Here is a 24440-nt window from a genome sequence, read left to right on the forward strand (position 1 = left end):
ATCCCTAGGGCGATGTGGTGAACGAGCGGCCCTCGACCCCTTTCCAGTAACGCTCGACCGCGGCCGCCAGGTCCTCCTCCCGCCCGATCAGACACTCGGGGACCGCCTCGCGCCCGGAGAACCCCCCGGCGCCCCCGGTGAAGAAGGACAGGACCGTTTCCCCTTCCCGGATCGTACCCTCGTCGATCGCCTGGAGCGTGCCGGCAAGGGCCATGATCCCCGCCTTCTCCATGATCTCCTCCCGGCCGTTCACCTCCCTCGTCTTCACGGGGATGTCGTTGTTCGCGAGCTCTCGCAGCAGCAGCGGCAGGCGCCTTTCGTACTCCTCCCGCCGCAGGGCGCGCAATTCGCCGCCGTAGCGCTCCAGGTGCCGGCAAAGCAGGGGATAGCTCCCCTCGGGGTTGGTGTTGTACAGCGCCTGATCCAGCAGGTCGTCCGAGACGCACTCGGCGTCCTCGGCCTCGATCCGCCGGTGCCCCTTCCGCCAGGCCCGCGCCATCGGCGAGCGCGCTTCCTGCTGAATCCCGAGGAACTTCGGCACGCCCTCGACGCCCATGGCGCCTTCGCGCACCAGCGCTCCGACCCGGTCGTAGAAGCCGATGGGGCCGAACCCCGCGCAGATCGTCTGGCTCACCCAGTCGAAGCGCAGCCGCCGCTCCACCATGGTCTCGAAGACGAACAGCGCCCGCAGGCCCGTGGCGGCGAAGCGCCACTCCAGCGCCGGAACGTGCGGGATCCCGCTCATCTCCGCGAAGAGCAGGGCGGCCCTCTTGACGTCCCTCTCCGGCCTGTCGACCGAGATGACGTGCGCGCCGGGGAACGCGAAGGAGGCGTCGTCGAGCTTCCAGGAAGTGGCGTCCGGGTGGAAGAAGAAGGTCTCGACGCCCGCGCTGCGGCCGTACAGCGAAAGGGCCGCGCCGAGATTGGCCCCCGAGGAGAAGGCCGCCGCCCGGTAACCCCTCTTGCGGCACAGGGCCATGACGAAACAGGCTTCCAGCGACTTGAAGGTGCCGGACGCCATCAGCGTCGATTCGTCGTCGAGATAGACCCGGACGCCCTTGTATTCGAGGAACTCCAGGATCCGGGCCCCTTCCCGGAGGCTGACCCGACGATAATCGTCCTCGCTCAATTCATCGAACCCGATTGCCCGATGGTAGCGAAGGATCAGGCTCTCTCCCGGGGCGAACGCCGGGTCGACGTGCCTATCCACGGCTCGGACTCTTCGGCCGGGAGCGCACGGTCTTCCGAATGAGCGCGAGGATCTCGGCTTCGGAGACGCCGCGCTCCCGGCTTGCGGCACGCAGGGCGCGGAGGATCGCGGCGCTCTCGCGCCTCCCCGGGGCGAGCCCGAGCTTCCGGCAGAACGGCTCGAGCGCGTCGGTGTAATCCACCGGGAGCGTGAAGGCGAACTTCCTGGCCGCGCCGATCGCCTCCGGCTCGAAGGGCTCGAAACCGCGGCGGTTGCCGGACGCCGCGTTGCGGATGTGCTGGACCGGCGAGTGGAGAAACGTGAATTCCCCGACGACGGCCTTCACGCGGCACTTGTCGATCCCGGAGAGTTTCTCGACGAGCCCCGAGAGGGCGCTCACCTTCTCCAGCCGGAGCCCGGTCCGCACGCCGTGGAGCACCTCCAGCGCGAGCACCACCTCTTCCAGAGCGGCGTTGCCCCCGCGGTCCCCCAGGCCGTTCGTCACGACGTCCGCGCCGGCGGCGCCGGCGGCGAGGCCGGCGAGCGTGTTCGCCGTCGCGAGGCCGAAATCGTTGTGACAATGCACGACGATCGGCAGGGAGCATTTCTTCTTCGCGCCGGAGACCATGGCCGTCATCAGCTCCGGTGTGGCGACGCCGGTCGTGTCGTAGAGGATGACCCGATCCGCGCCGGCTCCCTGGCCCTCGCGCATCAGCCGGACGAGAAATGCGAGATCCGTCCTCGTGGCGTCGACAAAGCCCAGCCCCACCCGCACCCGGCGTCTCTTCGCGTGGGCCAATCCGTCCCGGAGCAGCCCGGGCAGGCCGCCCTTGCTGATCTTGTAGTAGTCCTTGAGATTCAGGAGGGTGTCGGACGTGGGAACCAGCAGCTCGACCCGATCGAGGCTCGATGCCGCGGCGACGTCGATATCCTCCCTGCACCTCGCGCGGTGGGCGAGGACGAGCGCCGATGTCCGGATTCGCAGGCCGCGGGACTTGATCGCCGCCGCCAGGGGCAGGCAGCCCCGGATGCCGTAGGGCATGCCGATCTCGATCTCCGGGACCCGCATCTCCTCGAGCATCAGAACGATCTTCAGCTTCTGCGCGAGGGACAGCTCGACGCCGGGCAGCTCCAGCCCCTCGCGCAGGGTGGAATCTCTGATGAGCACGGGCTTCACGATCACTCGGTCTCCTGTTGACTTACCTGCTGACGAGCAGGAGGGCGACGCCGCCGACCGCCACGGCCGTCGCCAGGCCGGCCTTCAGGGAAATTCGTTCCCCGAGCAGGATAGCTGCGATGGGCAGGATGAACAAGGGCGCCGTGGAGCCGAGCGCGCCGGCGAGAGAAGCGTCGAGATGCTTCAGCGACAGCAGGGAGAGCCAGAAGCCGCCAAAGACCACGATGAAGACGATGAGGGAGACCTTTCGCAGGAGCCTCGGGTCTCCGAAGGGAGCCACCCAGCCCCGCAGCTGGCGACTGAGGAATCCCCAGCAGAGCAGTCCGCCGACGCCCCAGAGCATCCGGATCAGGGTGGCCTGCACCGAGGGGACGGCGCGGACGCCGATCTTGGCGCAGATGATCCCGGCGGTCATGAAGAGGACGGAGAGGAGCCGGAGCACGACCCCCCGCGACGTGCCGCCTGCCAGCCCCACGCGCGCCTGGCGCGCCTGCACGACCCAGGCGACGCCGCCCACGGTGAGGCAGATGCCGGCCCACGCGGCGATGGATGGTCGCTCGCCCAGGAAGATGACGGCGGAAGCGGCCACGCAGACAGGGACGAGGGTTCCCATGAGCGAGGAGAGACTCGGGCCCAGGTGCATCAGGGAGAGGAAGAAAAACGTATCCCCGAGGGTGATCCCGAGCAGACCGCTGATCCCGAGGTAGAGAAAGTCGTGCAGGCTCATCGGCTCCAGGCGGATCACGAGAAAGGCCGCGGCGAGAAAGAGGCTGCCGATGACGCCCTTGCCCAGGTTCATGCTGAACGGGGAGATCTCCTCCCCGATCTTGCGCCACAACACGGTGCCGAGGGCCCAGGAGGCGGAGGATGCCAACGCCACGAGACCGAAGAAGAGCTGGCTGTCCACAACCTCCCCGAACTGCCGCGCCTCTGGCTAAAAGAAGTTGTAGTCGGTGACGGCCACGGCCAGGTTCCGGGCCTTTGCCAGCTCGGCTTCGGTCGGGACAGTCGACCGCACCGTGATCTCGAACGTGACCGTCCCGGCGGTGCGCCCCGCCGTGTAGTGCGTCGCGCTCTCGCCGTTCTTGCCGGTCAACCCCTTGTCGTCCCGCAACTCTCCGCCGCCGCTGGCGATCGCGTACTCGACCTCGGTGTTGTCGTTCGGGTTGTCGTTGATGTCGGTCACCAGCACCGACAGCTCGGCGCGGCTCCGGCCATCGGCCGGCAGCTTTTCCGGATTGAGCGTGATGGCGATCTTCGCCGGGGCATCGCTGCGCAGCTCGATCGACACCGTGCCGCTGATCTCCGCGGTCCTGTCGGTCGCCGTGATCAGCACGATGCCGATCTTCTTCCCGGCGGTGTAGACCGCGCGCGCCTCGCCTTTCCTGTCGGTGATGTCCTTCACCGTCCGGATCGAGCCGGCTCCGGAGGCAACGCCGAAGTCGACCGTGTGGCCCTCTACCGGCGCGCCGCCGAGGGTCACCCGCGCCGTGATCCGCGCCTGGCTCCTGCCATCCGCCGTCAGCCATTCGTCGCTGGAGGTCACCGCGATCTCGTACCCCGCCGCCATCGCAGCGGTTTCCTGCGCCGGCTCGAGCTCGAGCTGGGCGGCCGCCGTGATGTAGGTCTTCACCCAGGCCGAGCCGGTGCTGTTGCTCACCATGTCGCGCGCCACGATGATCGCCGTCTTCGCAGCGAAGCCGGCGACATAGGTCAGTTCCACCCGGCCGAACAGGTCGGTCTCGAGCCAGCGGTCCTGCGTGATCCTGCCGCCGACCTGGTCGGCGAAGTCCCCGCCGCCGACCACGCCGGTGTACGTCGAGGTCGTGGCCAGCAGGAATTTCACCTTGTGGCCGGGAACGGCCTTGCCATTGGCATCCGTCACCGTCACGGCAACCTTGGACCTGGAGACCTCATCCGCCTTCAGCTCGTTCGGCTCGGCGGCCACCGCGACGGTGAGGCCAGGGTCGATCGCGAGCACCGTCGTGTCGGTGAGCGTGGTTTCGGCGCCCAGACGCTCGAGACGGCCGACGACCACGGCCCGGGGGTAGCGGTCCTGCCACCCGGCTCGATAGGAGCCGCCATAGACCCCGGGCTCCGTCTCCGTCAGCGGCTGCCGTGTGATCGGCGCGAGAACCGTCCGGGTCGTCCCGTCGCGCATGAGCGCCACCGCAGCCAGGTAGTAGGGCGTGTCGACCTGCAAATACTCGAAGGTGTAGGACTGCACGCCGGCTTCCAGCTGCTCGACGGGCTCCACCCCCGGGGCGGCCGGGTCGAAGGGCACCGTGCTCGCGTAGACGCGGTAGCTCTCGACGTCGCGCAGATTGACCTCGCCCGGCTCGTAGAAGGCCTTTTCCTCGAGATAGACCCCCCAGCCGCGCCAGTCGAGGGTGATCCTGCCGCCGAGGTCGGGGTAGTGCACGAGGTCGAAGGTTGCCGTCGCGCCGGGGTTCCCTTCCAGGGTCACGTGAAGCGTGTCGCCGGCCACGAGCTTGCCGGAGAAGCCGGAGACCTTGGCCGCGTCGTGGCCCACCGACGAGATGGCGGGGGGCTGGGACGCCGGGACGTCGTCCACGGAGGCGGTGAAGCTCTCGACGAGGGCGCTGCGGAGATAGGGACGCCTCTTCCCTGGGGGGAGAGCGCGGGCGCCGTCGGGGTCGGGGACCGGGGGGCCGTAGCTCCCGAGCTGGACCGAGACCACGCCGGAGAGGAAGGCGCCGAGGGGCCTGGAATCGAAGGCCTTGGGCTGGCCCAGCCGCTCGCGGTCGCTGTTGACCCGCTCTCGCTCCGCCGGGCTCAGGGACCTCCCGGGCTCGTCGTCCCCGGCCTTCCTGGTCTGCTCCTTGCCGTCGACCGAGACGGCGTACTTCCTGGCCCCATCGTCCCAGGTCAGGTCCACGTGGATCGATTCGCCGCGGGCCACCGGCCGGTCCAGCTCGACGACCGGTCCCCAGAGGCCGATCCCGTGATGTCGATACTCATCGCCTTTTCCCGGGCCGCGAAACGTGAGCGTGGGGTTGCGGCCCGCAGCCGGCGCCCAGCTCACCTGCAGGCGCAGCACCTGGACGCCGGAACGGTCCAGCAGGGAGAAGACGGTCTCCCCCGCCGCCGCCGGGGTGTCGCCCGTGCGCTGCAGGTCGAAGGAGATGGCTCCCCGGCTCGCCCCCGCGAAGGAGACGGGCAGCGCGAGGGAGTCCGCGACCTCCGACTGGTTCCAGCCCTTCCCCCCGAACGTCCGCCCCGCGACCTCACGGGCCGGGACGGCGCTCGCGCCCGCGAGCAGCCAGATGCCGAGGACCCCGAGAGAACACCATTTCTTTCCCATGGCTGATGCTCCCCTCACTGCCCGGGGGCCAGGATATGCCAGCCGTCCGTCGTCGAGGTCTTGCGGTGGCAGTTGTTGGCCGCGAGGTTGGCGCCGCTGACCCCCCAGGTGCTGAGGCCCGTGTCGATGCAGCTCTGGATGAGCAGCGCCGGCAGCCCGCTGGCGTGCGGGCTGTGGCACTTGGAGCAGGTGAACGCGTGGGCCTTGCTGCCCGGCCCGTCGGCGCCGCCGACGGTGCCGCTGCCGTACCAGTTGGCGTAGTCCGCGCCGTACCACCCGCTGTTCGCGACGACCCAGCCGCAGCCCGAGGGCGGGCACTGCTTGGAGGTGCACGACTGGGAGAAGGGATAATTCCCGTTGTCGCAGCCGCTCGAGCAGCCCATCTGCAGGCCCATCCCGCAAACGGCATTGACCGGGTCGCGGTTGCCGGAGAAGAGGTCCACCTTGGACGCACCCGTCCCCCCCAGGCAGGAGTTGCTGTGGCCGTTGGTCATCCCGGGAAGCCAGAGCTTGGAGCTGCCGTAGTAGTCCATCGTGTCCACATTCGCGCCGTGGCACAGGGCGCAGAGCCCCGCCGTCTCGTCCACGGTGTCCATCGCCGCGTTCTTCGTCGGCCAGTTGCTGTTCTGGTCGATGAAGTACCCGCCCTTGTCCCGCGACGTGCTCAGGCCCCGGGGCGTCGTGCTGTATCTGCCGACCTGGGTCGTGTACGTGTACGTGCTGCGGGGCGGAAGCTCGGGTGGATAGGGGTTGCCCACCCAGGTGCCCCGGAGGTAGGGCTTCCCACTGGGGCCGAAGGTGTCGTGGACGTCGTGGCAGTACGAACAGCGGATCGTCCCCTTGGGCTCCAGGGTCGGGGAGGTCCGCTCGACCATCCCGTTCCCGCGGACGTTGGCGGCCACGCTCGAGGATTGCCCGGCGGCGTCGAAGCTCGCGGTGTGCACCGACGCGACGCGACGCTTCAGGCGCGAGTCGTAGGCGGACATCCAAAAGCCCTGCGTCCAATCGGAGGCCTTGGTTGCGTAGGACGACGAGGTGTAGAGCCAGCCGTGGTCCTCGGACTCCTGGTTGCCGTCCGATGTTGGGAAGGTGGCGACCGGAAATCCGACGGGAGTCGTCTTCGTGTTGTAGCCCCACTCACTGACGGGGGTCGCCACGCCCTCGTGACACCCCCAGCAGATGTCGGCCTCGTTGGCCCTTCCGTTGATGGAGGCCACCGTGCCCGGGCCGCCGAGGCCGATCCCCCCGGCGTAGGCGATGCCCAGTTGGGTCCGCATGTTCGTGGAGCCGAGGTTGGGATTGCTCCAGCTGGTGGGCGGCAGGGGAATCCGCACTCCCTTGTAGTGACCGGCGTGGCAGTCCTTGCAGGTGCCCGACCCCCCGGGTGCCGTGATGTGCGAGCTGGCCATCGTGACGACCGGGGCGAGGGTCCCGCCGCCGCCATTGTGGCAGGAGGAGCAGGCCACCGTCGTGCTTCCCCAGGCCGGCGTCGCCGCGCCATGACAGGTGCTGGCCGGCGTGCCGGCGCAGGTCCCGTCGTCGATCCCGTCGCCGGCGCTGCCGGTGAGGATGCCGAAGCCGTCGGGGTCGTTGTAGATCACCACTGCGTTGTCGGTGTAGGAAAGCTGGCTGCCGTTGTATGCGGCCGTGGCGGCCGTGCCGTCGAAGGCCAGCTGCCCGGCGCCATCCTGGTGGCTGTTCGTGTAGGAGGTCGTCCCGGGGTGGCACGAGTTGCACTCCGTGTAGTCCGTGTCGCTGTTCGCGTGCGCGGCGTGGCTGCCTGCGCTGGGCCCCGATGTCGGCGGGGAGGCGTGGCAGCTCTCGCAGCCGAAGGCGGGGCCCCGGGAGGGGGTCGCCGTCGCCGACTGGGCGTCGTTGCTGGTGGCGTTCAACGGGTCTGCGCTGTCCCTGGCGCGCACGCCGTAGCAGTAGGTGAGGCCGTTCGCGAGCCCCGTGTCCTGGAAGGAGGTCGAGCCCAGGCCGGGCCGATACAGGTTGATGCCGTCCCAGAGCCCGGCGCAGGAGGCGTTCTGGACGCGGTAGAGATCATAGAAGACCGGGGGGGTGGTTGCCAGCCCGGGGTCGGTGGCGCTGTTCCAGGAGACCTGGACCACGCCGTCCGTGCTGGCGTCCTGCGCCGCGATCCCGGAGACGCCTCCGTTCCACGTCGGCGGAAAGGTGTCCAGGATTGTCTCGTTGAGGGTGACCTGGTTCGCGATTCCCGGGTAGCTGTCGTAGGCGATCCGGTGGTTCACGGAACCGTAGAAGTAGTTGTAGTAGTAGAAGAGGATCGCCAGACGGCTGCCCGCCGGCACCGTCACCGCGAGGGGACTCAGATTGAGCGAGTAGGCGGCCATCGCGGTGGTGAGCCCCCCCGTCTGCACGTACCGCGTCATGTCCGCCGTGTGGTTTCCGCTGGCGTCCACCGCGGCAAAGACCACAAGCACCTGTTCGAGGTAGGAGAGGTTGAGCTCACCCTGGAAGCCGAAAGTGTTCCCGGTGGCCGATCCGGTGACCCGGGTCTTGTTCGCGTACGGCGCGCTGTAGAACCCGGCGAAGTTGCGCCACTGATAGCTCCACGGCGTGGCGTCCGATGCCATGTAGTTCTCGGTGCTTTCCGTTCCGCAGTTCTTCGCCGTGGTCAGGAGCCCCAGGCCCGCCGGCGGTGCCGCGGGCGTCGGCACCGCGTTCCACAGGGGTGCGCCACTGACCGCGAGGTTGGCGGTGGCAGTCCCGCAGGTCAGGCTCAGGTTCGTGTTGACCGAGCCCCAGAGGTTGGTGGCGCCGGCGGGCTTGGTGAGGTAGTAGACCGTCTGTGAGCTCGTCGGAGGGGTTGCCGCCCCCGGCGCCACGCCGGCGGAGATGTCGGTGTTGGTGGTCTCGTTCCTGGTGACCCAGTTGTCCTTGGCGCGGACGCCGAAGTAGTAGGTCGTGCCGACCGTGAGTCCCGTCACCGTGGTGCTCGTCCCCGTCAAGTCCGTGGCGATGGGCGGCCCGACGAAGACCGCGGCCGCGGAGTTCGTCGTTGAGGCATAGAGATCGTAGCTGACCGGGTTCGAGGGGTAGGCGTCGGTGGCCGCGTTCCAGGTCACGTTCAAGACCCCGCCCAGGTTGGGGTTCGTGGCGGCGATGCCGGAGTTCGGGGACCAGGCCGGAGGCGCCGTGTCCGGCGTGTAGTACCAGCCCGGCGTCGTCGAGCCGGCGTGGCAGTCGACGTTCGTGCAGGTGCTCGAGGCCGCGACGAAGGCGCCGTCGGCGTCGGTGCCGCCCGTGATCGTCTTGAACCTGCTGCTCACGCCGTCCATGACGTCGGCGGGCGGGGCGGACTGGTCGCCCGAGTGAGCGCCGCCGGGGTGGCACCAGTTGCACGTGCTGGCGTTGTCCGCGCTCGTCCCCGGGTTGCCGGCCACGATCGCCGCGACGTGCTTCTGGTGCGCGCCGGGGCGGTTCTCGTAACCCGAACCGTTCTGCACGCCGCCGTCCGGGTAGACGTTCGCGCCGCTTGTGCCGTGGCAGGCGCTGCAGCTGCCCGGACCGATGTCGCGGGCGCGCAGCGGGCTGACGGTCGGCATGGTCCCGGCCGCCGGGCCGATCCGGTGGCTGGCGTCGTCCAGGTGACAGGCGGCGTTGGCGCAGCCGCCACTGGACGGGTTGTAGTTCGCGTCGTCGGTCGAGGCGGCGTTGCCGTCGTCGTTCATCGTCACGCTGCCGTCCCGGTGGTCCGTGGCCGGCACGTAGGTGTAGCTGCCGTTGAGCACGGCCGGGTCCTGCACGACGAAGCCGTCCAGGGTGCCGTTGGCCTTCACGCCGTGGCAGATCCCACACTCGTTGTGGTTGCCCTTGAGCGCGGCGGTGTTCCCGGGCGTGATCGAGTCGTGATAGACCGCCTCGGCGCCGGCAGCGTGCAGGTTGTAGTTCGCGCCCCCGTCGGCGGCACCCGTCGGCGGGTAGCCGTGGCAACTCGTGCACGAGGCCCCGCCGAAATTGACCGCGGACACGCTCCAGTTCGAGTTCTCGAGCCGGTGCCCGGCGTCGTTCCCGTGGCAGACCGCGGCGTTGCTGCAGCCGAAGTTCGCCTCGTCGTACCCGGTGCCGGTCGAGGGTTGCGGGCCGTTCATCTGGATGGCGCCATCTCCGTGCATGCCCGAGCCATCCCGCGGGTTCCAGAAGTTCGCCCCCGCCGTGTAACCGGCGTGCCTGTCGCTGCGGGAGTTCGCCCCGTGGCAGGTTCTGCAGGTCTGGTGCGTCCCGGCCGCCAGGAGCTCGGACGAGGCGTCGCCGTCCCAGTTGTACCCGTGCTCGACGGAGTTGTCCGCGCCGTTGTGCGCGCCGCCGCCGAAGGTCCAGTCATTTGCGAACCCGCCATGGCAATTGGCGCACTCCGTCCCGTCGGTGTTGGCCGCGCTCGTGTCCCAGCGACGTCTCCAACTCCCGGCGTCGCCGTTGTTCACCGTCGGGCCGTGGCACGTCGCGAAGGCGCCGCCGTTCGGGCCGCAGGTGGGCGTAGCGGCGTCGACGAAGCCGACGCTCGAGTCGAGATGGACTCTCGGGAGGCTGCCGTCGAGGGACCCGACGCTGGCGTCGAACACGCCGTCGATGTGGTTGGCCGCCGGCTCCGTCGGCGTTGTCGTGTGGCACGTGGCGCAGTCGCCCACGACCGGGCCGTCCGCGCCGTCGGCGTCCCAGGAGCCGTCGTGGCTGTTGCCCGTGACGCTGGGTGTCACGGCGTGCAGCCCGCTCACCGGGGCGTTCGCGCCGCCGCCGATGTAACTGCCGTCATGGCAGTCCAGGCAGGCCAGCGTCGTCGCGCTCGTCCAGTCGCGCCCGTCCGTCACCGCGTGGCAGGTATTCGCGCACACGCCCGTCGCCGGCGTGTACGGGAACGCAACGTCGTGGCTGCCGTTGAAGTGCGCTGCGTGCCGTCCCGCCGCCGCCCCCGCGCCGTGGCAATCGCTGCAGCCCCCGGACACGTACGCGCTGTTGTTCAGGTGCGGCGTGTGCTCGCCCGACGTCAGCGGCCAGCCGCTGAGGATCCCGCTGGCGTACAGCATCTTGCCGCTCGCGGCGTGGCAGTCGGCGCAGGAGGCCAGCGTCGTCGCGCTCCACGCGCCCGCGCCGCCCGAGCTGTTGTGACAGCCGTTGGCCGCGCCGTCGCAGTTCGCCTCCGTGTCGAAGGCGCTCGTGTAGTCGAACGCCGCCGTCATGTACGAACCGCCGAAGTTCACCGTCCCGCCCGTCCCGTGGATGCCCGTCCCCGGCGGCTGCGACCGGCCGTCGTGCGGGTGGCACACCTGGCAGCCTGCGACGTAGCCCGAGGCGACGTGCGCGTCGTGCGTCGCCTGGCTCTTGGTCGTCCCGAGGTGGCTGCGGCCGTTGGCCGCGTGGCAGTCGTTGCAGGAGGACTGCGCCCGCCAGCCCCCCAGCGCATCCTTGTTGTGGCTGTGGCACGTGTTGCAGTCGGTCCCCGGAGCCTGCTGCCCGCCCTTGTGCGTGGTGCTCGGCGAGTTGATCCACGCCGACAGCGGCGAGTACCCGCTCCCATGGCAATCGGCGACGTCGCAGACGCCGTTCGCGTCGCCGGTGCGGAAGAAGTCGAGGATGGTCGTGGAGTTGGCGTGGTAGTCCCCCGTCGAGGCAAGGTCCCACTTGGGCGTGTCGTAGACGACCGTCTCCGTGCCGGCCCTGTTCGCGAACTGGGACAGCGGCGCCTTGTAGTACCCGGCCCTCTTGGCCTTCTCCGGGATCATCATCACGTTCGAGGTGGTTCCCACCCCCTCGGCGTGCTCGTCGTGACAGTCCTGGCAGCCCACCCCGCCGGCGCTCGCCGTCTGGTGCGCCTGGTAGCTCTGGTGACAGGAGATGCAGATGCCCACCAGCGGGTTGCCCATCGCCGAGCCCGTGTCCCACGCCTGCAGCGTGCCGCTGAGGTTGAACTTCCGGAGGTACCGGTCCTGGTCCGTCGACCCCGACGTGTCGTTCGCGTGCGGCTTCTGCGCCGGGTCCAGCCCCACGTGGCACGCGGTGCAGGTGTAGCCCATCGTGACCTCGGTGCCGCTCGCGTCAGGCGCTGCGTTCTTGTACCGGTAGGTGCTCTGCGCCATGCCGTGGCCGTGCTTGTAGTAGTTCCCCCCGTCGGCCAGGTTGTTCCAGTCGCCCGCGTAGTGGCACACGCTCGTGCAGTCCCCGCTGACCACCGGCGTGTCCGCCGTCATCCCGGTCCCGGTCTTGTGCTGCTCGTGCCCGTCGTTGAACAGCCGCCGGTTCGAGGAGTAGTGCGTATCGTGGCAGACCGTGCACTGCGCCGTCATCGCCAGGCCGGTGACGTCCGCCGCGCCGTTCGCGTCCAGGTCGGCGGTGCGCAGCACCGTGCTGTCGTTCTCGCGGAGCGGACGCCCCGCGCGCCCGTCCGCGTGCGCCAGCAGCCGCATGCTCACGCCCTTGATCGTCTGCGCAGCGTCGCTGCTGTGGCACGTCCGGCACAGCGTGTCGTACTCGCCGGCCGCCGTGACGCTCTTGAGCATGAACGGGTTGCCCACCGGGTCCGCCGGAGGTCCGTGTTCGGGGTACTTGTCCGCCGGCCCGCCACGCGAGGTCGCGGCGTTGCCATCGCTGCCCTCGTCGACGGTCGTGGTCGCCGGGTCGTCGCGGCCATCCGCGCAGCTGACGAGATCGTGGCAATCGACGCAATCGAGCTCGTAGCTCGTCGCGGAATCGAGGGTGCTGAGGAACTCGTTGCGCGTATCGCTGCCCGCGCCCCGGAAGTCGTACCCCACGGGGTGGAAGGACGTCCGGCTCCGAAAGTCGCTGAGCGCCGGCTTCATCGTCCCCGTCCGGCCGCTGTCGTTGTGGCAGAAGGTGCAGCCGAGTCTCGGGGGGCTCTGGCCGGCCGGCAGCCCGGCGTACTGCGCGATCAGCGGGAAGGTGCGGACCAGCCTGTTGATGAAGCTGGTGCCCGCAGCGCCCTCGGTCTCATCCAGGGTGTGGCAGGCGTAGCAAGCCTCGCCGGCGTCGTGCGCGGCCTGTGCGGCGGGGGGGCGCGCCGCGGCGAGGGCGACGAGCGTCACCAAGCACCCCGCGAGGAGCAGGAGGCTTCGCGGCGGCGGTCCTTGTTGCACCGTATCCGCCATAGTCATACTCGCCTAATCCTGACTGATATTACCAGAAATTGACGGAAAGGTTACACGAGAGTTACGGACTTCGCGGCAACGGACAAACGGATAGAGGGCGGGTCCCTTGCCGGGGCCCGCCCTCTGGATCCGTCCTGTGCCTTCCTGCCCGCGCCGGTGCGAGCGGGGACGGCGCTACTTCTTCGCTTCCGCCCGCATGGAGGCGGCGTCGGCCTTGATCTCGACGAGGTCCTTCTTCAGCTCCGCGTAGCCGTACCAGGTCACGTAGTCGGGGTTCATGTGGAACGCGCCCTGGAACGCCCGCATGCGGTGCTCGAGGAACATCACGTAGAGCGTCTGCTCCACGGGCGTCGTCGCGTCGTAGAAGGTCAGGAGGTCCGGGTAGGCTGGCTGGCCCTCGGCCGGCTTGATGATGCCGTCCCTGTAGAGCCCGGCGACGATCTCGATCGCCTCGGCCATGATCTTGTCGGCCTCCTTGACCATCGCATCGGCTTCCTTGAGGTTCTGCTTGTAGAACGAGGCGCTGTGGCACTGCGAGCAGACCTTCTCCATCTTCCCGCGCTCGGCGTCGAACGCCTCCTTGGTCAGCCGGGCGACGTCCCCGGCCTTCACGACGTCGAGCCGCGCGGTCGGCTTGCCGTCGACGTCGAGCACCCGCAGCGCCTTGAGGATCGTCGCGCGGTAGCCCATCCACTCGGCGTCGTCCTCCGGCAGCCGCAGCGCGAGGAAGCCCCAGGCGGTCTTCACGCCGTGGTCGCCGCCGGGCATGTGGCAGGTCTGGCAGACGGGGGCGCGGCCGGTATCGTTGGTCGAGAGCGCGATCGAGCCATGCTTGGAGGTCGACCACATCTCCCACTGCGGGTGGTCGAAGCCCATGTGGCAGGTCTGGCAGGCCTGCGGCTTGCTCGCCTCGGCCTTCGAGAAGACGTGGCGGGTGTGGCAGGAGTTGCAGCCCATCCCGTAGCGGTTGTACTGCTTCTCCGCCTCCGGCTTGACCCCGACGCGGTGGCAGCCCCCGCAGCCCTTGAGGCCCGAGATGTACGGGTGCGGCTGGAGGCTGTTGGTCGGCATCGCGGCCATCGCGACCCAGCCCTTGGAGTGCTTGCCGGCCATGTAGCCGTCGTACTGCTTGGCGTGGCACTTCTTGCAGGTCTCCGGGGTCGGGAGCGCCGCCTTGGTGGCGTCCTTCTCGCTGGTGTGCGCGGTGCCGTGGCACTCCTCGCAACCCATCGCGTCGTTCATCGCGCTCTTCTTCCAGTCCGCGACGATGCCCGGGCTGACCTTCTCGTGGCAGGTGATGCACGCGCTGTCGGCGGCCGCCGCCGGTCCCGCCGCGAGCGCGAGCAGGCCGATCGCCGCCATGGTCAATGCCGCTGCCTTCTTCATCCCTTCCCTCCCTGCGTGTGGTGGTGGACTGCGGTTGCCCGCGAACACGGGGGCGGGCCGCTGCCCGCCCCCACCTTGAAGACGCCTGACGGGACCCTTGCGCCGTGCTAGACGGGGACGCCCGTGGTCTGGGCGCGCTCGGAGACGACGTCGCCGCGCACGCCGACGACCACCTCGCGCACCGGCAGGTCCGCCCGCCCCGAGAGCTGGATCGCCTTCTGCACCGCCCAGGAGAGGCCGCCGCAGCAGGGGACCTCCATCCTGACGACCGTGACGCCCGTGATGCCGCCCTCGGCCATGATCCCGGCGAGCTTCGGGATCACGAAGTCCTGCTCGCCGAATTTCGGGCACTGGATGACGACCGACGCGCCCTTGAGGAACCGCCGGTGGAAGTCGCCGAACGCCACCGGCGCGCAGTCCGCGGCGACGACCAGCTCCTTGCCGCGGAAGAACGGCGCGCCGGGGCCGACCAGCTGCAGCTTGACCGGCCAGTGGCCGAGTTCGGAGCGGACCTCGCCGGCGGGAGCGCCCGCCGTCGCCGGACGCTCGTGGACGATGGCGCGCGAGGATGGGCAGACGAACCCGCCGCCGTGGTGGCCGTGCCCGCGGTGCGCGTGGTGCCCCTCGTGGTGCCCATGGTGGCCGTGGTGGTGCCCGCCGTGGGCGGGCGCCGGCTCGCGGCCGATCGCCTTGAGGTGCTTCTCCACCACCGTCTCGTCGAAGGCGTCGGCGTCGCGCTCCTCGATCGTGATCGCCCCTTCGGGGCACTCGCCCAGGCAGGCCCCGAGGCCGTCGCAGAGGTTCTCGGCCACGAGGCGGGCCTTGCCGTCGATCACCTGGATCGCGCCTTCGGCGCAGTTCGGGACGCACAGTCCGCAGCCGTTGCACTTCTCCGCGTCGATGTGGACGATCTTGCGCTTCATCTTCCGTCTCCTCCTGCCGCCCGCGGCGGCCGCGTCGTTGCGGTGTCGCTGTCGGAGGGAAACGTAGCACCCGTCCCGGAACGGGTCTTTGACTTGGGTCAAACATAGGTCCTGTCCGCGAATCGCGCACCGCACCCGCCGCAACGCGGTCCGGACGTTCCCAGGCCGGGCCACGACCCGAGGACGCCTGTTCCGTTCGGTCCGCGTGCCCGCGGGGGCGGGGCGGTGCCGTGCGGCCGCTTCGTTACGCGCTCGACCTGGGCCTGTCCGGTCCTCCGCTCGAAACGCATAACTCGCCCCTGCGGGGCTCAAACAATGCGTTTCGCCCTACGGGCCGCTCCGGTCCGGCCGCCCAGGTTCCCTCGCGCTCCACCATGCGTCCGCCCGTCACCGCCCCGCCCCCGCTCAGTGAACGTGCCCGCTGTTAGCGTTGGCTTCAGCGAGGCGGCGGGTTTGCTCCCGCAGGGAGATAGAGTGGAGCGGCCGTGAAGCCGGCGAACGGGCCGAGGGCGGTCCCGCAGGGACGCGGGCTGTTGTTTGAGCCCGCAGGGCGAGTTACAGCCCGCGAGCCCCCGGACCATTCGCCGGTAGGCCGCGGAAACCCACGACCGAGGGAGCGGGCCCGCCGCCTCGCGCACTCGCCCGACAGCGCCAGGGCGAGACGGAAGTGAACAGGCGACCCCGGGCCGTGGCCCGGCACGGGAACGGGACGGAAACGTCAGGAAGCCAGGTCGCGGAGGGCGGCGAGGTCCTTGATCGTGATCTCGCGCTCCTCGACCTCGATCACGCCCTCGTCGCGCAGCTTCGCGAACGCCCGCGACAGCGTCTCCGCCACCGTCCCGAGGTGCGCGGCCAGCTCCCCCTTGTTCACCGCCAGGCGCACCCGCGCCCCGTCGGCGAGCGCGGTCGGCCGCTGCCGCAGCGCCTCCGCGAGCAGGTAACCGGCGAGCCGCGAGGGCACGGCCTTCGAGTACTCCGCGATCAGGTCCGTCAGCCGCCGCACCCACAGCGCCGAGCCGGCAAGCAGCTTGAACGCGATGTCCGTGCGCTTCTTGACCAGGCGGAACAGCTCCTCGCGCGGGATGAAGGCCACCCCGCTGGCCTCGAGCGCCTGCGCCGAGGCGGGATAGGAGCGCCCGACAAACAGGGCGACCTCGGCGAAGGTCTCGCCCGGGAAGATGAAGTGCAGGATCTGCTCGCGCCCGTCCGGCGCGGTCTTGAAGACCTTGAGCTTGCCCGAGGCGCAGACGAAGAAGCCTTTCGCCTCGTCGCCCTCGGCGAAGAGCGCCCCGCCCCGCGGCACCTCCCGCAGCGTGGCCATCGCCGCGAGCGCCGCGAGGTCCTCGGGGTCGAGCCCCGAGAAGATCGGGGCCCGGCGCAGAATCTCCGCGAGGCCCGGTGCGCCCTTGCCCATGACGGCGCGACTATAGCACGCGGGCCGGCGGGACGAGCGGCCGCGGTGCTATAATCCGCGGGCGATCAACGGTTTCGACGACTGAAGAGAGGGCCCGCGGGATGACGCACGACTTCAATTTCCTGGCCACGGGGATCGGCAGCCTGCCCCTGACGGACCCGGCTGCGGCCGTGGCGCTCGCACTGCGCTACCTCCCCGAAGCGCCGATCTGGCCGCAGCTGCCGAAGCGCGGATATCGCGAGCACATGGGCGGCCAGTACGCCGAGGGCCTCCCCGGCCTCGTCGAGGACCCCGCGCGGGAGAGCTTCTCGATCGATTCCTCCCGCGATCTCACCGGCGAGCTCGAGCGTTTCTTCGAGCGCTACCTCGCGCGGGACCTCGGGCACTTCGCGATCTCGGAGGCACACGCCGCCGGGCTGCACGCGCTGCTGCGCGCGCTCGAGACGGGCGGGCCGCCGCCGGGCGCCCGCTTTCTCAAGGGCCACGTCACCGGACCGCTGACCGCGGGGCTCTCGCTCAAGGATGAACAGGGCCGCGACATCATCCACAACGAGCTGCTCTTCGACGTCGTCGTCAAGAACCTGGCGCTGAAGGCGGCCTGGCAGGTCGAGGTCCTCGGCCGCTTCGGCCGGCCGGTGATCGTCTTCATCGACGAGCCGGCGATGGAGACCCTCGGCTCGGCGTTCTCCGCGGCCGCGCCCGAGCTCGTCGCGGAGAAGCTCGAGGAGGTCATCGCGGCGATCCACGAGGGCGGCGGCATCGCCGGCATCCACTGCTGCGGCAACGCGGACTGGCCCCTGCTCTTCGGGACGCAGGTGGACATCGTGAACTTCGACGCCTTCGACTACCTCGAGCGGGTGCTGCTGTTCCCCGCGGAGGTCGCCGCGTTCCTCGCGCGCGGCGGCGCGCTGGCGTGGGGGATCGTGCCGACCAGCGGCTCCACGGGAACCGAGACCGCCGCGGGGCTCATCGAGCGGCTCGAGGGCGGTTTCGCCCGGCTCGGGGCGGCCGGGATCGCCCGGGAGACCCTTGTCCGGCAGGGGATCGTGACGCCCTCCTGCGGCCTGGGGAGCCTCTCGCCCGCGCAGGCCGAGGCGGCGCTGCGACTGACGCTCGAGATCTCGGCGCGTCTGCGGCGGCAACCCGCGTGAGGCCGGCCGTGGCGGGCGCCCTGAGGACGCCGCGGTTTCTCCTGCTCGCCGCGGCGCTCGTCGTGGCGGTCTTCGCCATCTACGGCCAAGTCTACGACCACCAGTTCATCGCCTACGACGACGACTCCTACATCTACACCGTGTCGGAGGTGCAGGACGGCCTCACCCTCCACGGCCTGCGCTGGGCCTTCGATGGCGCCCACGCCGGCAACTACCACCCGCTCACGTGGCTCTCGCACATGCTCGACGTCTCGCTCTTCGGCCTGCGCCCGGGCGGGCACCACGTGATGAACGTCGCATTCCACGCCGCAAACGCGGTGCTGCTCGCGGGGGTGTTGATCTCGGCCACCGGCGCGTTCCGGCCGGGCGCCGCGGTCGCGGCCCTCTTCGCCCTGCACCCGCTGCGCGTGGAGTCGGTCGCCTGGGCCTCCGAGCGCAAGGACGTGCTCTCCACGCTCTTCGGCCTGCTCGCGCTGGCGGCGTACGTGCGCGCGGTGCGCCGTCCCGGCATCGGCAGGACGCTTGCGGACTTCGGCCTCGCGCCCCGGCACCTCGCGGTGCTCGGCCTCTTCTTCCTGGGCCTGCTCGCGAAGCCGATGCTCGTGACGCTCCCCTTCGCGCTGCTGCTCCTGGATTTCTGGCCGCTCGGCCGGTTCCGCGCCGCCGGGACCGGCGGCGCGACGGCCACGGCCTTCCGGGAGCGCCCGTGGGTTCGGCCGGCGCTCGAGAAGCTGCCGCTGCTCCTGCTTTCGGCCGCCTGGAGCTTGCTGACGGTGTGGGCGCAGACGACGGACGTGCTGCCGATCGTGAAGCCGGCGTTCCTGACGCGCCTCGGCAACGCCGCCCTCTCCTACGTGAAGTACCTCGGGAGCTTCGTCTGGCCCGCGCAGCTTGCGTTCCTCTATCCGTACCCGACCGAGGGAGGCGCCGTGGCCGTATCCCCGGCGGCCTCCATCGTCGCCGCGGCCATCCTTGTCGCCATCACCGCCGTGGTGATTGTGTATGCCAAGCGCCGGCCGTTTCTGCCGATGGGCTGGTTCTGGTACGCGGGCATGCTCGTGCCGGTGATCGGGCTGGTCCAGGTGGGGGGCCAGGAGCGCAGCGACCGTTACACGTACCTCACGACCACGGGCATCGCGATCGCCTTCGTCTGGCTGGCGGCCGCCAATTGGCCGCGTCGTGCCGGCCTGCGGCGCGCGCTGGGTGCCGGATTCCTCCTCGTGCTCGCGCTGCTGGGGACCGTGGCCTGGACCTACACCGGGTACTGGAGGGACAGCCTCAGGCTCTTCGCCTACACCGTGGACCGCACCCGCGACAACTACCTGGTCCTGAACAACTACGGCACTGCGCTCATGCAGGCGAACCGGATCGACGAGGCGATCAAGTGGCTGCGCGAAACGGCCCGGGTCAACCCGGAGCACTGCAACGCCCACTACAACCTCGGCGTCGCCCTCGTCAAGCAGGACCGCTTCACGGAAGCGGTGATCCCGCTGCTGCGCTCGCTGAAGTGCTACGAGGACGAGGGGCGGGTCGGGATCTACATCGCCGACACCCACTACAACCTCGGGGTCGCCCTCTCGGGCATGGGCAAGTACGCCGAGGCCGAGAGCCACCTGCGCGCCGCCCTCGCCATCGCCCCCCGCTACCCCGGCGCCAGCGCCGCCCTCGGCGAGACGCTCCGCCGCAAGGCGCTGACGTCCGGTGCGCCCGCGGCGACGCGGCCCTGACCGCCTTCGGCCCCGGTGACCGGCGAGGGCGCGACCCCGCGGGCGAGGGCCTCGGGCAGACCATGGACGTGAAGGACGCTTCTCCGACGCGCCCGCGCCCGCTCGCGCTGCCCGCGGCGGTTGCGGCGGTCCTGGCGCTCGCGGTCGCCGGCGTCTACCGGCACGCGGGGGGATTCGCCTTCGTGTTCGACGACGGCGGCTTCATCCTCGGCAACCCCCGCGTCACCGGCGGCCTGAGCGTCGAGAGCGCCCGTTGGGCCCTCACGGCGACCTACACCGCGAACTGGCACCCGCTCACCTGGCTCTCCCACCTGCTCGATGTCAGCCTCTTCGGCCTCCGGCCCGGGCCCCCGCACCTGGTCAACGTGGTCATCCACGCGGTCAACACGGTGCTCGTGCTCCTGGTGCTGCGCCGGCTCACGGGGACGCTCTGGCCGGGCGCGTTCGCCGCCGCGCTCTTCGGGGTGCACCCGCTCCACGTCGAGTCCGTGGCGTGGGTCTCGGAGCGCAAGGACGTGCTCAGCGCGCTGCTGTGGCTGCTCGCGACCGCGGCCTACGTCCGCTATGCCGCCCGACGGAGCGTGGCGCGGTACCTGCTCGTCTGCCTGCTCTTCGCCCTCGGGCTTGCGGCCAAGGCGATGGTGGTCACGCTGCCGGCGGTCCTGCTGCTGCTCGACTTCTGGCCGCTGGGCCGCCTCGGGCCCGCCGCGCGCGGCGGCGGCCGCTGGCGCGCGCCGCTCCTCGAGAAGGTGCCGCTGCTGGCGATCTCCGCCGCCGGCAGCCTGCTGGCGATCTTCGCCCAGCGCGACAGCGGCGCGCTCGCCTCGGGCGAGGTCTACCGCCTGGCCTGGCGCGCGGCAAACGCGGCGATCTCCTACGCCGTCTACCTTGGCAAGACGCTCTGGCCCGCCGGCCTCGCCGCCTACTACTCCTTCCGCCTCGAGGCGCCGCCGGCCTCGGAGACGGCGGCGGCGGCGCTCCTGCTGCTGTGCCTGTCCGCCGCGGCGCTCGCGCTCGCGCGCCGCGCGCCCTGGCTGGCAGCCGGGTGGGGCTGGTACCTCGTCACGCTCCTGCCCGTCATCGGCCTGATCCAGGTCGGCGGCCAGGCCCGCGCCGACCGCTACCTCTACCTGCCCATGATCGGCCTGGCGATTGTCGCGGCGTGGGGTGCGCCGGCCCTCGCCGCGCGCCTGCATCGCGCCCCGACGGCGCTGGCCGCGCCTGCGGCGGTTGCGCTCCTGGCCCTCGCCGCCGCCGGCTCGCTCCAGGCCGGCTACTGGCGCTCCAACGAGACGCTCTTCCGGCACGCCCTGGCGGTGACGCGGGACAACTGGCTCGCGCACAGCTTCCTCGGCGCGGAGGCGCGCAAGCGGGGCGACGCGCAGGCCGCGGTCGCGCACTACCGCGAGGCGGTCCGGGGCAACACCGCCTCGGCGGACATGCGCTACAACCTCGGGCTGGCCCTCGCCGAGGCCGGCCTCACGGCCGAAGCCATCAGCGAACTGCGCATGGCGCTGCACCTCAACCCCGCGAAGGCGGAGGCCACGCTCCTGCTCGCGCGTTCCCTCGCGCTCGCCGGCGACGTGCCGGCGGCCCTCGCGACGTTCCGCGCCGCCGCGCGCCTGATGCCGGACCGCGCCGACGTCTGGAACGACCTGGGCAACGCGGCCTTCCGTTTCGGGGCGCTGCCCGAGGCCGAGGCCGCGTTCAGCCAGGCGGTGCGCCTGCAGCCGGGCTCCCCGCTCTACCGGTGGAACCTGCAGCAGGCGCAGGCGCCCCGGGCCCGTTAGGGCGAGGGCTGCCGGTGCGTCGCGGCGCCCTCTGCCTGGTCCTCACCGCGGCGACCTTCGCGATCTTCTCCCGCACCGGCGCCAACGAGTTCCTCCTCTACGACGACGCCCAGTACGTCGTCATGAACCCGCGCGTCGCCGGCGGACTCTCTGCGGCGGGAGTGCGCTGGGCCTTCACGGAATTCCACGCCTACAACTGGCACCCGCTGACGTGGCTCTCGCACATGCTCGACGCGCAGCTCTTCGGCGGCGACCCGCGCGGCCCGCACCTCGTCAACGCCGGCCTGCACGCGGCCGCGGCGGTGCTGCTGTTCCTCGCCCTGGAGGCGGCGACGGGCGCGCTGGCGGCGCCGGCCTTCGTCGCGGGCGCGTTCGCCCTGCACCCGCTGCACGTCCAGTCGGTGGCGTGGGCGGCCGAGCGCAAGGACGTGCTCTCGGCCCTCTTCTGGTTCGCGGCCCTGCTCGCCTGGGTACGCTACGCGCGCCGGCCCGGCCTCGCGCGCTACCTCGCGGCCGTTGCCCTCTTCTCGCTGGGGCTGCTCTCGAAGCCGATGGTCGTGACGCTGCCGCTCGTGCTGCTGCTCCTGGACTTCTGGCCGCTTGGACGCGCGCCCGGCTTCCCGAAACCGCGGGCGCGAGCCGGCGGGGACGGCAGCTGCCCGGCCTGGGGTCGCCTCGTCCTGGAGAAGGCGCCGCTCGCGGCGCTCGCCGCGGCGGCGGCCCTGCTGGCGTTGCGCGCCCAGGCCGCGGGCGGGTCGATCAACCGCCTGTACCCGGCGTCGCTCCGGGCGGAGAACGCCCTGGTCTCGCTCGTCGCCTACCTCGGCGGGGCGCTCTGGCCCGCCGGCCTCGCCGTCCACTATCCCTACCCCGTCGACGGCATCCCGTGGTGGGGCGCCGCCGGCGCCGCCCTCCTGCTGGCGGGGGTCACGGCGGCCGCGGCGCGCCGGCTGCGCGACGCGCCCTGGATGGCCACGGGCTGGGGCTGGTACCTGGTGACGCTGCTGCCGGTCATCGGGATCGTCCAGGTCGGCAACCAGGCCAGGGCCGACCGCTACACCTACCTGCCGCTGACAGGCGTCTTCCTGGCCGTCGCGTGGGGCTGCGGCGGCGTCGCGCGGCGATTCCGCCGTGGCCGCGCCGTCGCCGCCGCCGCGTGCGCCCTGCTGGCGGCGTGGGCCGCCGCCTCGTGGGCGCAGATCGGCTACTGGCACGACGGCGTCACACTCTTCACCCGCTCGCTCGCGGTCACGCGGGACAACGGCGACGCGCGCTACCAGCTGGGGCAGGCCCTGCTGCGCCAGGGGAGGTTCCCCGAGGCGCTGGCCCAGTTGACGCGGTCCGTGGAGCTGAACCCCGCGGACCCGCACGCGCAGAACGACCTCGGGGTGGCGCTCTCGCGCACGGGAGGCCGCGCGGCCGCGGTCGCGGCGTTCAGGCGCGCCATCGAGCTCTCGCCGACGTACGCGGACCCGTACCTGAACCTCGCGACGGCGCTCCTTTCGCTGGGCGAGCGGACGCAGGCGCTCTCGGTCTGGCGGGAGCTGCGCGCGGTGGACCCCGAGGCCGCGGAGCGCCTCGCGCCGTTCGTCGGCGCGGGGGGGGCGCCGTGAGAGCCGCGCCGGCCGCCGGCGCGGCGCTGCTGCTGCTGGTGCTGGTGCTCGTCTGCTTCCTGCCCGTCCTGGACAACGGCTTCGTCAACTACGACGACGACAAGTACGTCACGGCCAACGCGAACCTGGACGCGGGGGCGGCGCACATCGCCCGCTGGGCGTTCACCGGCTTCACCGCGTCCAACTGGCACCCGCTCACCTGGCTCTCGCACGCGCTCGACGTCGCCCTCTTCGGCAGGGTGCCGCGCTGGCACCACCTCGTCAGCCTCCTGCTCCACGTCGCGAACACGCTGGCGCTCTTCCTGCTGCTGCGCCGGCTGACCGGGGCGGTCTGGAGCAGCGCCTTCGCGGCGGGGGTCTTCGGCGTCCACCCGCTGCACGTCGAGTCCGTCGCCTGGGTGGCCGAGCGCAAGGACCTGCTCGCCGGGCTTTGCCTGTGGCTGGCGCTCCTGGCGTACCGGCGCTATCTGGCGCGCAAGAGCGCGCCGCGCTACCTCGCCGTGCTGCTCCTGCACGGGCTCGGGCTGATGGCGAAGCCGATGCTGGTGACCCTGCCCGCCGTGCTGCTGCTGCTCGATTTCTGGCCGCTCGGGAGGCTGCGCCCGGGCGCGGCGTCGGGCGGCGGCGCCGGTGGCCGCGAGCCGCCGGCACGGGTGCTCGCGGAGAAGCTCCCCTTCCTCGCGCTGTCGGTCGCGTCGGTCGCCGTGACGCTCGTGGCGCAGGCCCGGGGCGGGGCGATGAAGAGCCTCGAGGAGTACCCCCTCGCGCAGCGCGCCGGCAACGCGCTGGTCAGCCTGGCGCGCTATCTCGACAAGGCGCTCTGGCCGCGCGACCTCGCCGTCTTCTACCCGCACCCGGGCGCAGCGCTCGGCACGGCGGCGGTCCTTGCGGCCGCGGCGGCGCTCGTCGCCGTCACGCTCATGGCCGTGCGCGGCGCGCGCAGCCGGCCGCACCTGGCCGCCGGATGGCTCTGGTACCTGGTCACGCTCTCGCCGGTGCTGGGCGTCGTCCAGGTCGGTGCGCAGGCGATGGCGGATCGCTACATGTACATCCCGCTCGCGGGGCCGGCGATCGCCGCCGCCTGGTGGCTCGCCGCCGCGGTGCGGCGCAGCAGGCACGGCGAAGCGCTGGCCGCCGCGGCGTGCACGGCGATCCTCCTCGTCCTCGGCGCCCAGGCGCGCAGCCAGGTCGGCGTCTGGCGCTCGAGCGTCACGCTCTTCGAGCACGCCCTGGTCGCGACGCGCGAGAACTACGTGGCGCACGACAACCTGGCCGTCGCCCTCGCCGAGGCAGGGCGCACGCGCGAGGCGCTGCTCCACGCCCTGCAGGCCCAGCGCATCCGACCCGACCGGGAGCCGGGGCGCTACCTGGACCTCGCCCGCGCGCTGATGGGGCAGCGGTTGTACCCGGAGGCGGTGGAGGCCCTCGGGATCGCCCAGCGCATGCTGCCGGGCGACGACCAGGTCCGCCAGCTCATGGTCGTGGCGCGCGCGACGGCACTGAGGCATGCGCCCGCCGGCCCGCCCGTCTCGCCTGCCCCGCCGGGCCGCTGACGCCAACGGCCGCGGCGGAACGCTTGACGAATGCACCGGCGGCTTCTACCTTCCGGGGAGGTCCG

13 protein-coding genes are annotated in these 24440 nt (G+C 71.1%); 5 read left to right on the top strand and 8 right to left on the bottom strand.

The window, feature by feature from the left end:
* Window positions 1-4 precede the first annotated feature (4 nt).
* The 8 genes from VI078_13390 to VI078_13425 form a co-directional block, all read right to left on the bottom strand.
* A complete protein-coding gene (locus tag VI078_13390; GenBank protein HEY6000277.1) occupies window positions 5-1210 on the bottom strand; it encodes a pyridoxal-phosphate dependent enzyme in 1206 nt (401 codons plus the stop codon).
* Window positions 1203-2372: a hypothetical protein gene (locus tag VI078_13395; GenBank protein HEY6000278.1), complete on the bottom strand. Its 1170-nt coding sequence runs from the start codon at window positions 2370-2372 to the stop codon at window positions 1203-1205. The genes VI078_13390 and VI078_13395 overlap by 8 nt, the downstream gene beginning before the upstream one ends.
* Before the next feature lie 16 nt (window positions 2373-2388).
* A complete protein-coding gene (locus VI078_13400) occupies window positions 2389-3273 on the bottom strand; it encodes a DMT family transporter (GenBank protein HEY6000279.1) in 885 nt (294 codons plus the stop codon).
* 27 nt (window positions 3274-3300) lie between these two features.
* Entirely contained in the window at window positions 3301-5691 is a 2391-nt protein-coding gene (locus tag VI078_13405; protein HEY6000280.1) for an invasin domain 3-containing protein, read from the bottom strand.
* Window positions 5692-5705: 14 nt separating this feature from the next.
* Window positions 5706-12824, bottom strand: coding sequence for a hypothetical protein (locus VI078_13410; protein HEY6000281.1), 7119 nt, complete (start codon window positions 12822-12824; stop codon window positions 5706-5708).
* Window positions 12825-12992: 168 nt separating this feature from the next.
* On the bottom strand, window positions 12993-14204 hold the full coding sequence (locus tag VI078_13415) for a multiheme c-type cytochrome (GenBank protein HEY6000282.1): 1212 nt from the start codon (window positions 14202-14204) through the stop codon (window positions 12993-12995).
* Window positions 14205-14311: 107 nt separating this feature from the next.
* Entirely contained in the window at window positions 14312-15127 is an 816-nt protein-coding gene (locus tag VI078_13420; GenBank protein HEY6000283.1) for a 4Fe-4S binding protein, read from the bottom strand.
* Window positions 15128-15845: 718 nt separating this feature from the next.
* Window positions 15846-16541 carry a Crp/Fnr family transcriptional regulator gene (locus tag VI078_13425; GenBank protein HEY6000284.1) on the bottom strand — a complete coding sequence of 232 codons (696 nt, stop codon included), beginning with the start codon at window positions 16539-16541 and terminating at the stop codon, window positions 15846-15848.
* 101 nt (window positions 16542-16642) lie between these two features.
* Here VI078_13425 and VI078_13430 point away from each other — a divergent pair, with 101 nt between their 5' ends.
* The 5 genes from VI078_13430 to VI078_13450 all read left to right on the top strand — a co-directional run bounded on the left by VI078_13430 (window position 16643) and on the right by VI078_13450 (window position 24375).
* Complete coding sequence (locus tag VI078_13430; GenBank protein HEY6000285.1) at window positions 16643-17692, top strand: methionine synthase; 1050 nt, start codon at window positions 16643-16645, stop codon at window positions 17690-17692.
* Between the two features lie 8 nt (window positions 17693-17700).
* Window positions 17701-19419 (top strand): tetratricopeptide repeat protein, encoded by a 1719-nt coding sequence (locus VI078_13435; protein HEY6000286.1) that lies wholly within the window; start codon window positions 17701-17703, stop codon window positions 19417-19419.
* 68 nt (window positions 19420-19487) lie between these two features.
* The gene (locus VI078_13440) at window positions 19488-21209 is read left to right on the top strand and encodes a tetratricopeptide repeat protein (GenBank protein HEY6000287.1); all 1722 of its coding nucleotides are present in this window, start codon (window positions 19488-19490) and stop codon (window positions 21207-21209) included.
* A gap of 14 nt (window positions 21210-21223) precedes the next feature.
* Entirely contained in the window at window positions 21224-22822 is a 1599-nt protein-coding gene (locus VI078_13445; GenBank protein HEY6000288.1) for a tetratricopeptide repeat protein, read from the top strand.
* Complete coding sequence (locus VI078_13450; GenBank protein ID HEY6000289.1) at window positions 22819-24375, top strand: hypothetical protein; 1557 nt, start codon at window positions 22819-22821, stop codon at window positions 24373-24375. The genes VI078_13445 and VI078_13450 overlap by 4 nt, the downstream gene beginning before the upstream one ends.
* The last annotated feature ends 65 nt before the right edge of the window (window positions 24376-24440 follow it).

The sequence above is a fragment of the bacterium genome, assembly GCA_036524115.1.
Taxonomy (GTDB): Bacteria; JAUVQV01; JAUVQV01; order JAUVQV01; family DATDCY01; genus DATDCY01.

What these genes read in the sequence shown, in the direction of transcription:
- VI078_13405 (HEY6000280.1), bottom strand. Translation starts at nt 5,691, where the DNA reads ATGGGAAAGAAATGGTGTTCTCTCGGGGTCCTCGGCATCTGGCTGCTC.
- VI078_13420 (HEY6000283.1), bottom strand. Translation starts at nt 15,127, where the DNA reads ATGAAGCGCAAGATCGTCCACATCGACGCGGAGAAGTGCAACGGCTGC.
- VI078_13415 (HEY6000282.1), bottom strand. Translation starts at nt 14,204, where the DNA reads ATGAAGAAGGCAGCGGCATTGACCATGGCGGCGATCGGCCTGCTCGCG.
- VI078_13410 (HEY6000281.1), bottom strand. Translation starts at nt 12,824, where the DNA reads ATGACTATGGCGGATACGGTGCAACAAGGACCGCCGCCGCGAAGCCTC.
- VI078_13430 (HEY6000285.1), top strand. Translation starts at nt 16,643, where the DNA reads ATGACGCACGACTTCAATTTCCTGGCCACGGGGATCGGCAGCCTGCCC.
- VI078_13425 (HEY6000284.1), bottom strand. Translation starts at nt 16,541, where the DNA reads ATGGGCAAGGGCGCACCGGGCCTCGCGGAGATTCTGCGCCGGGCCCCG.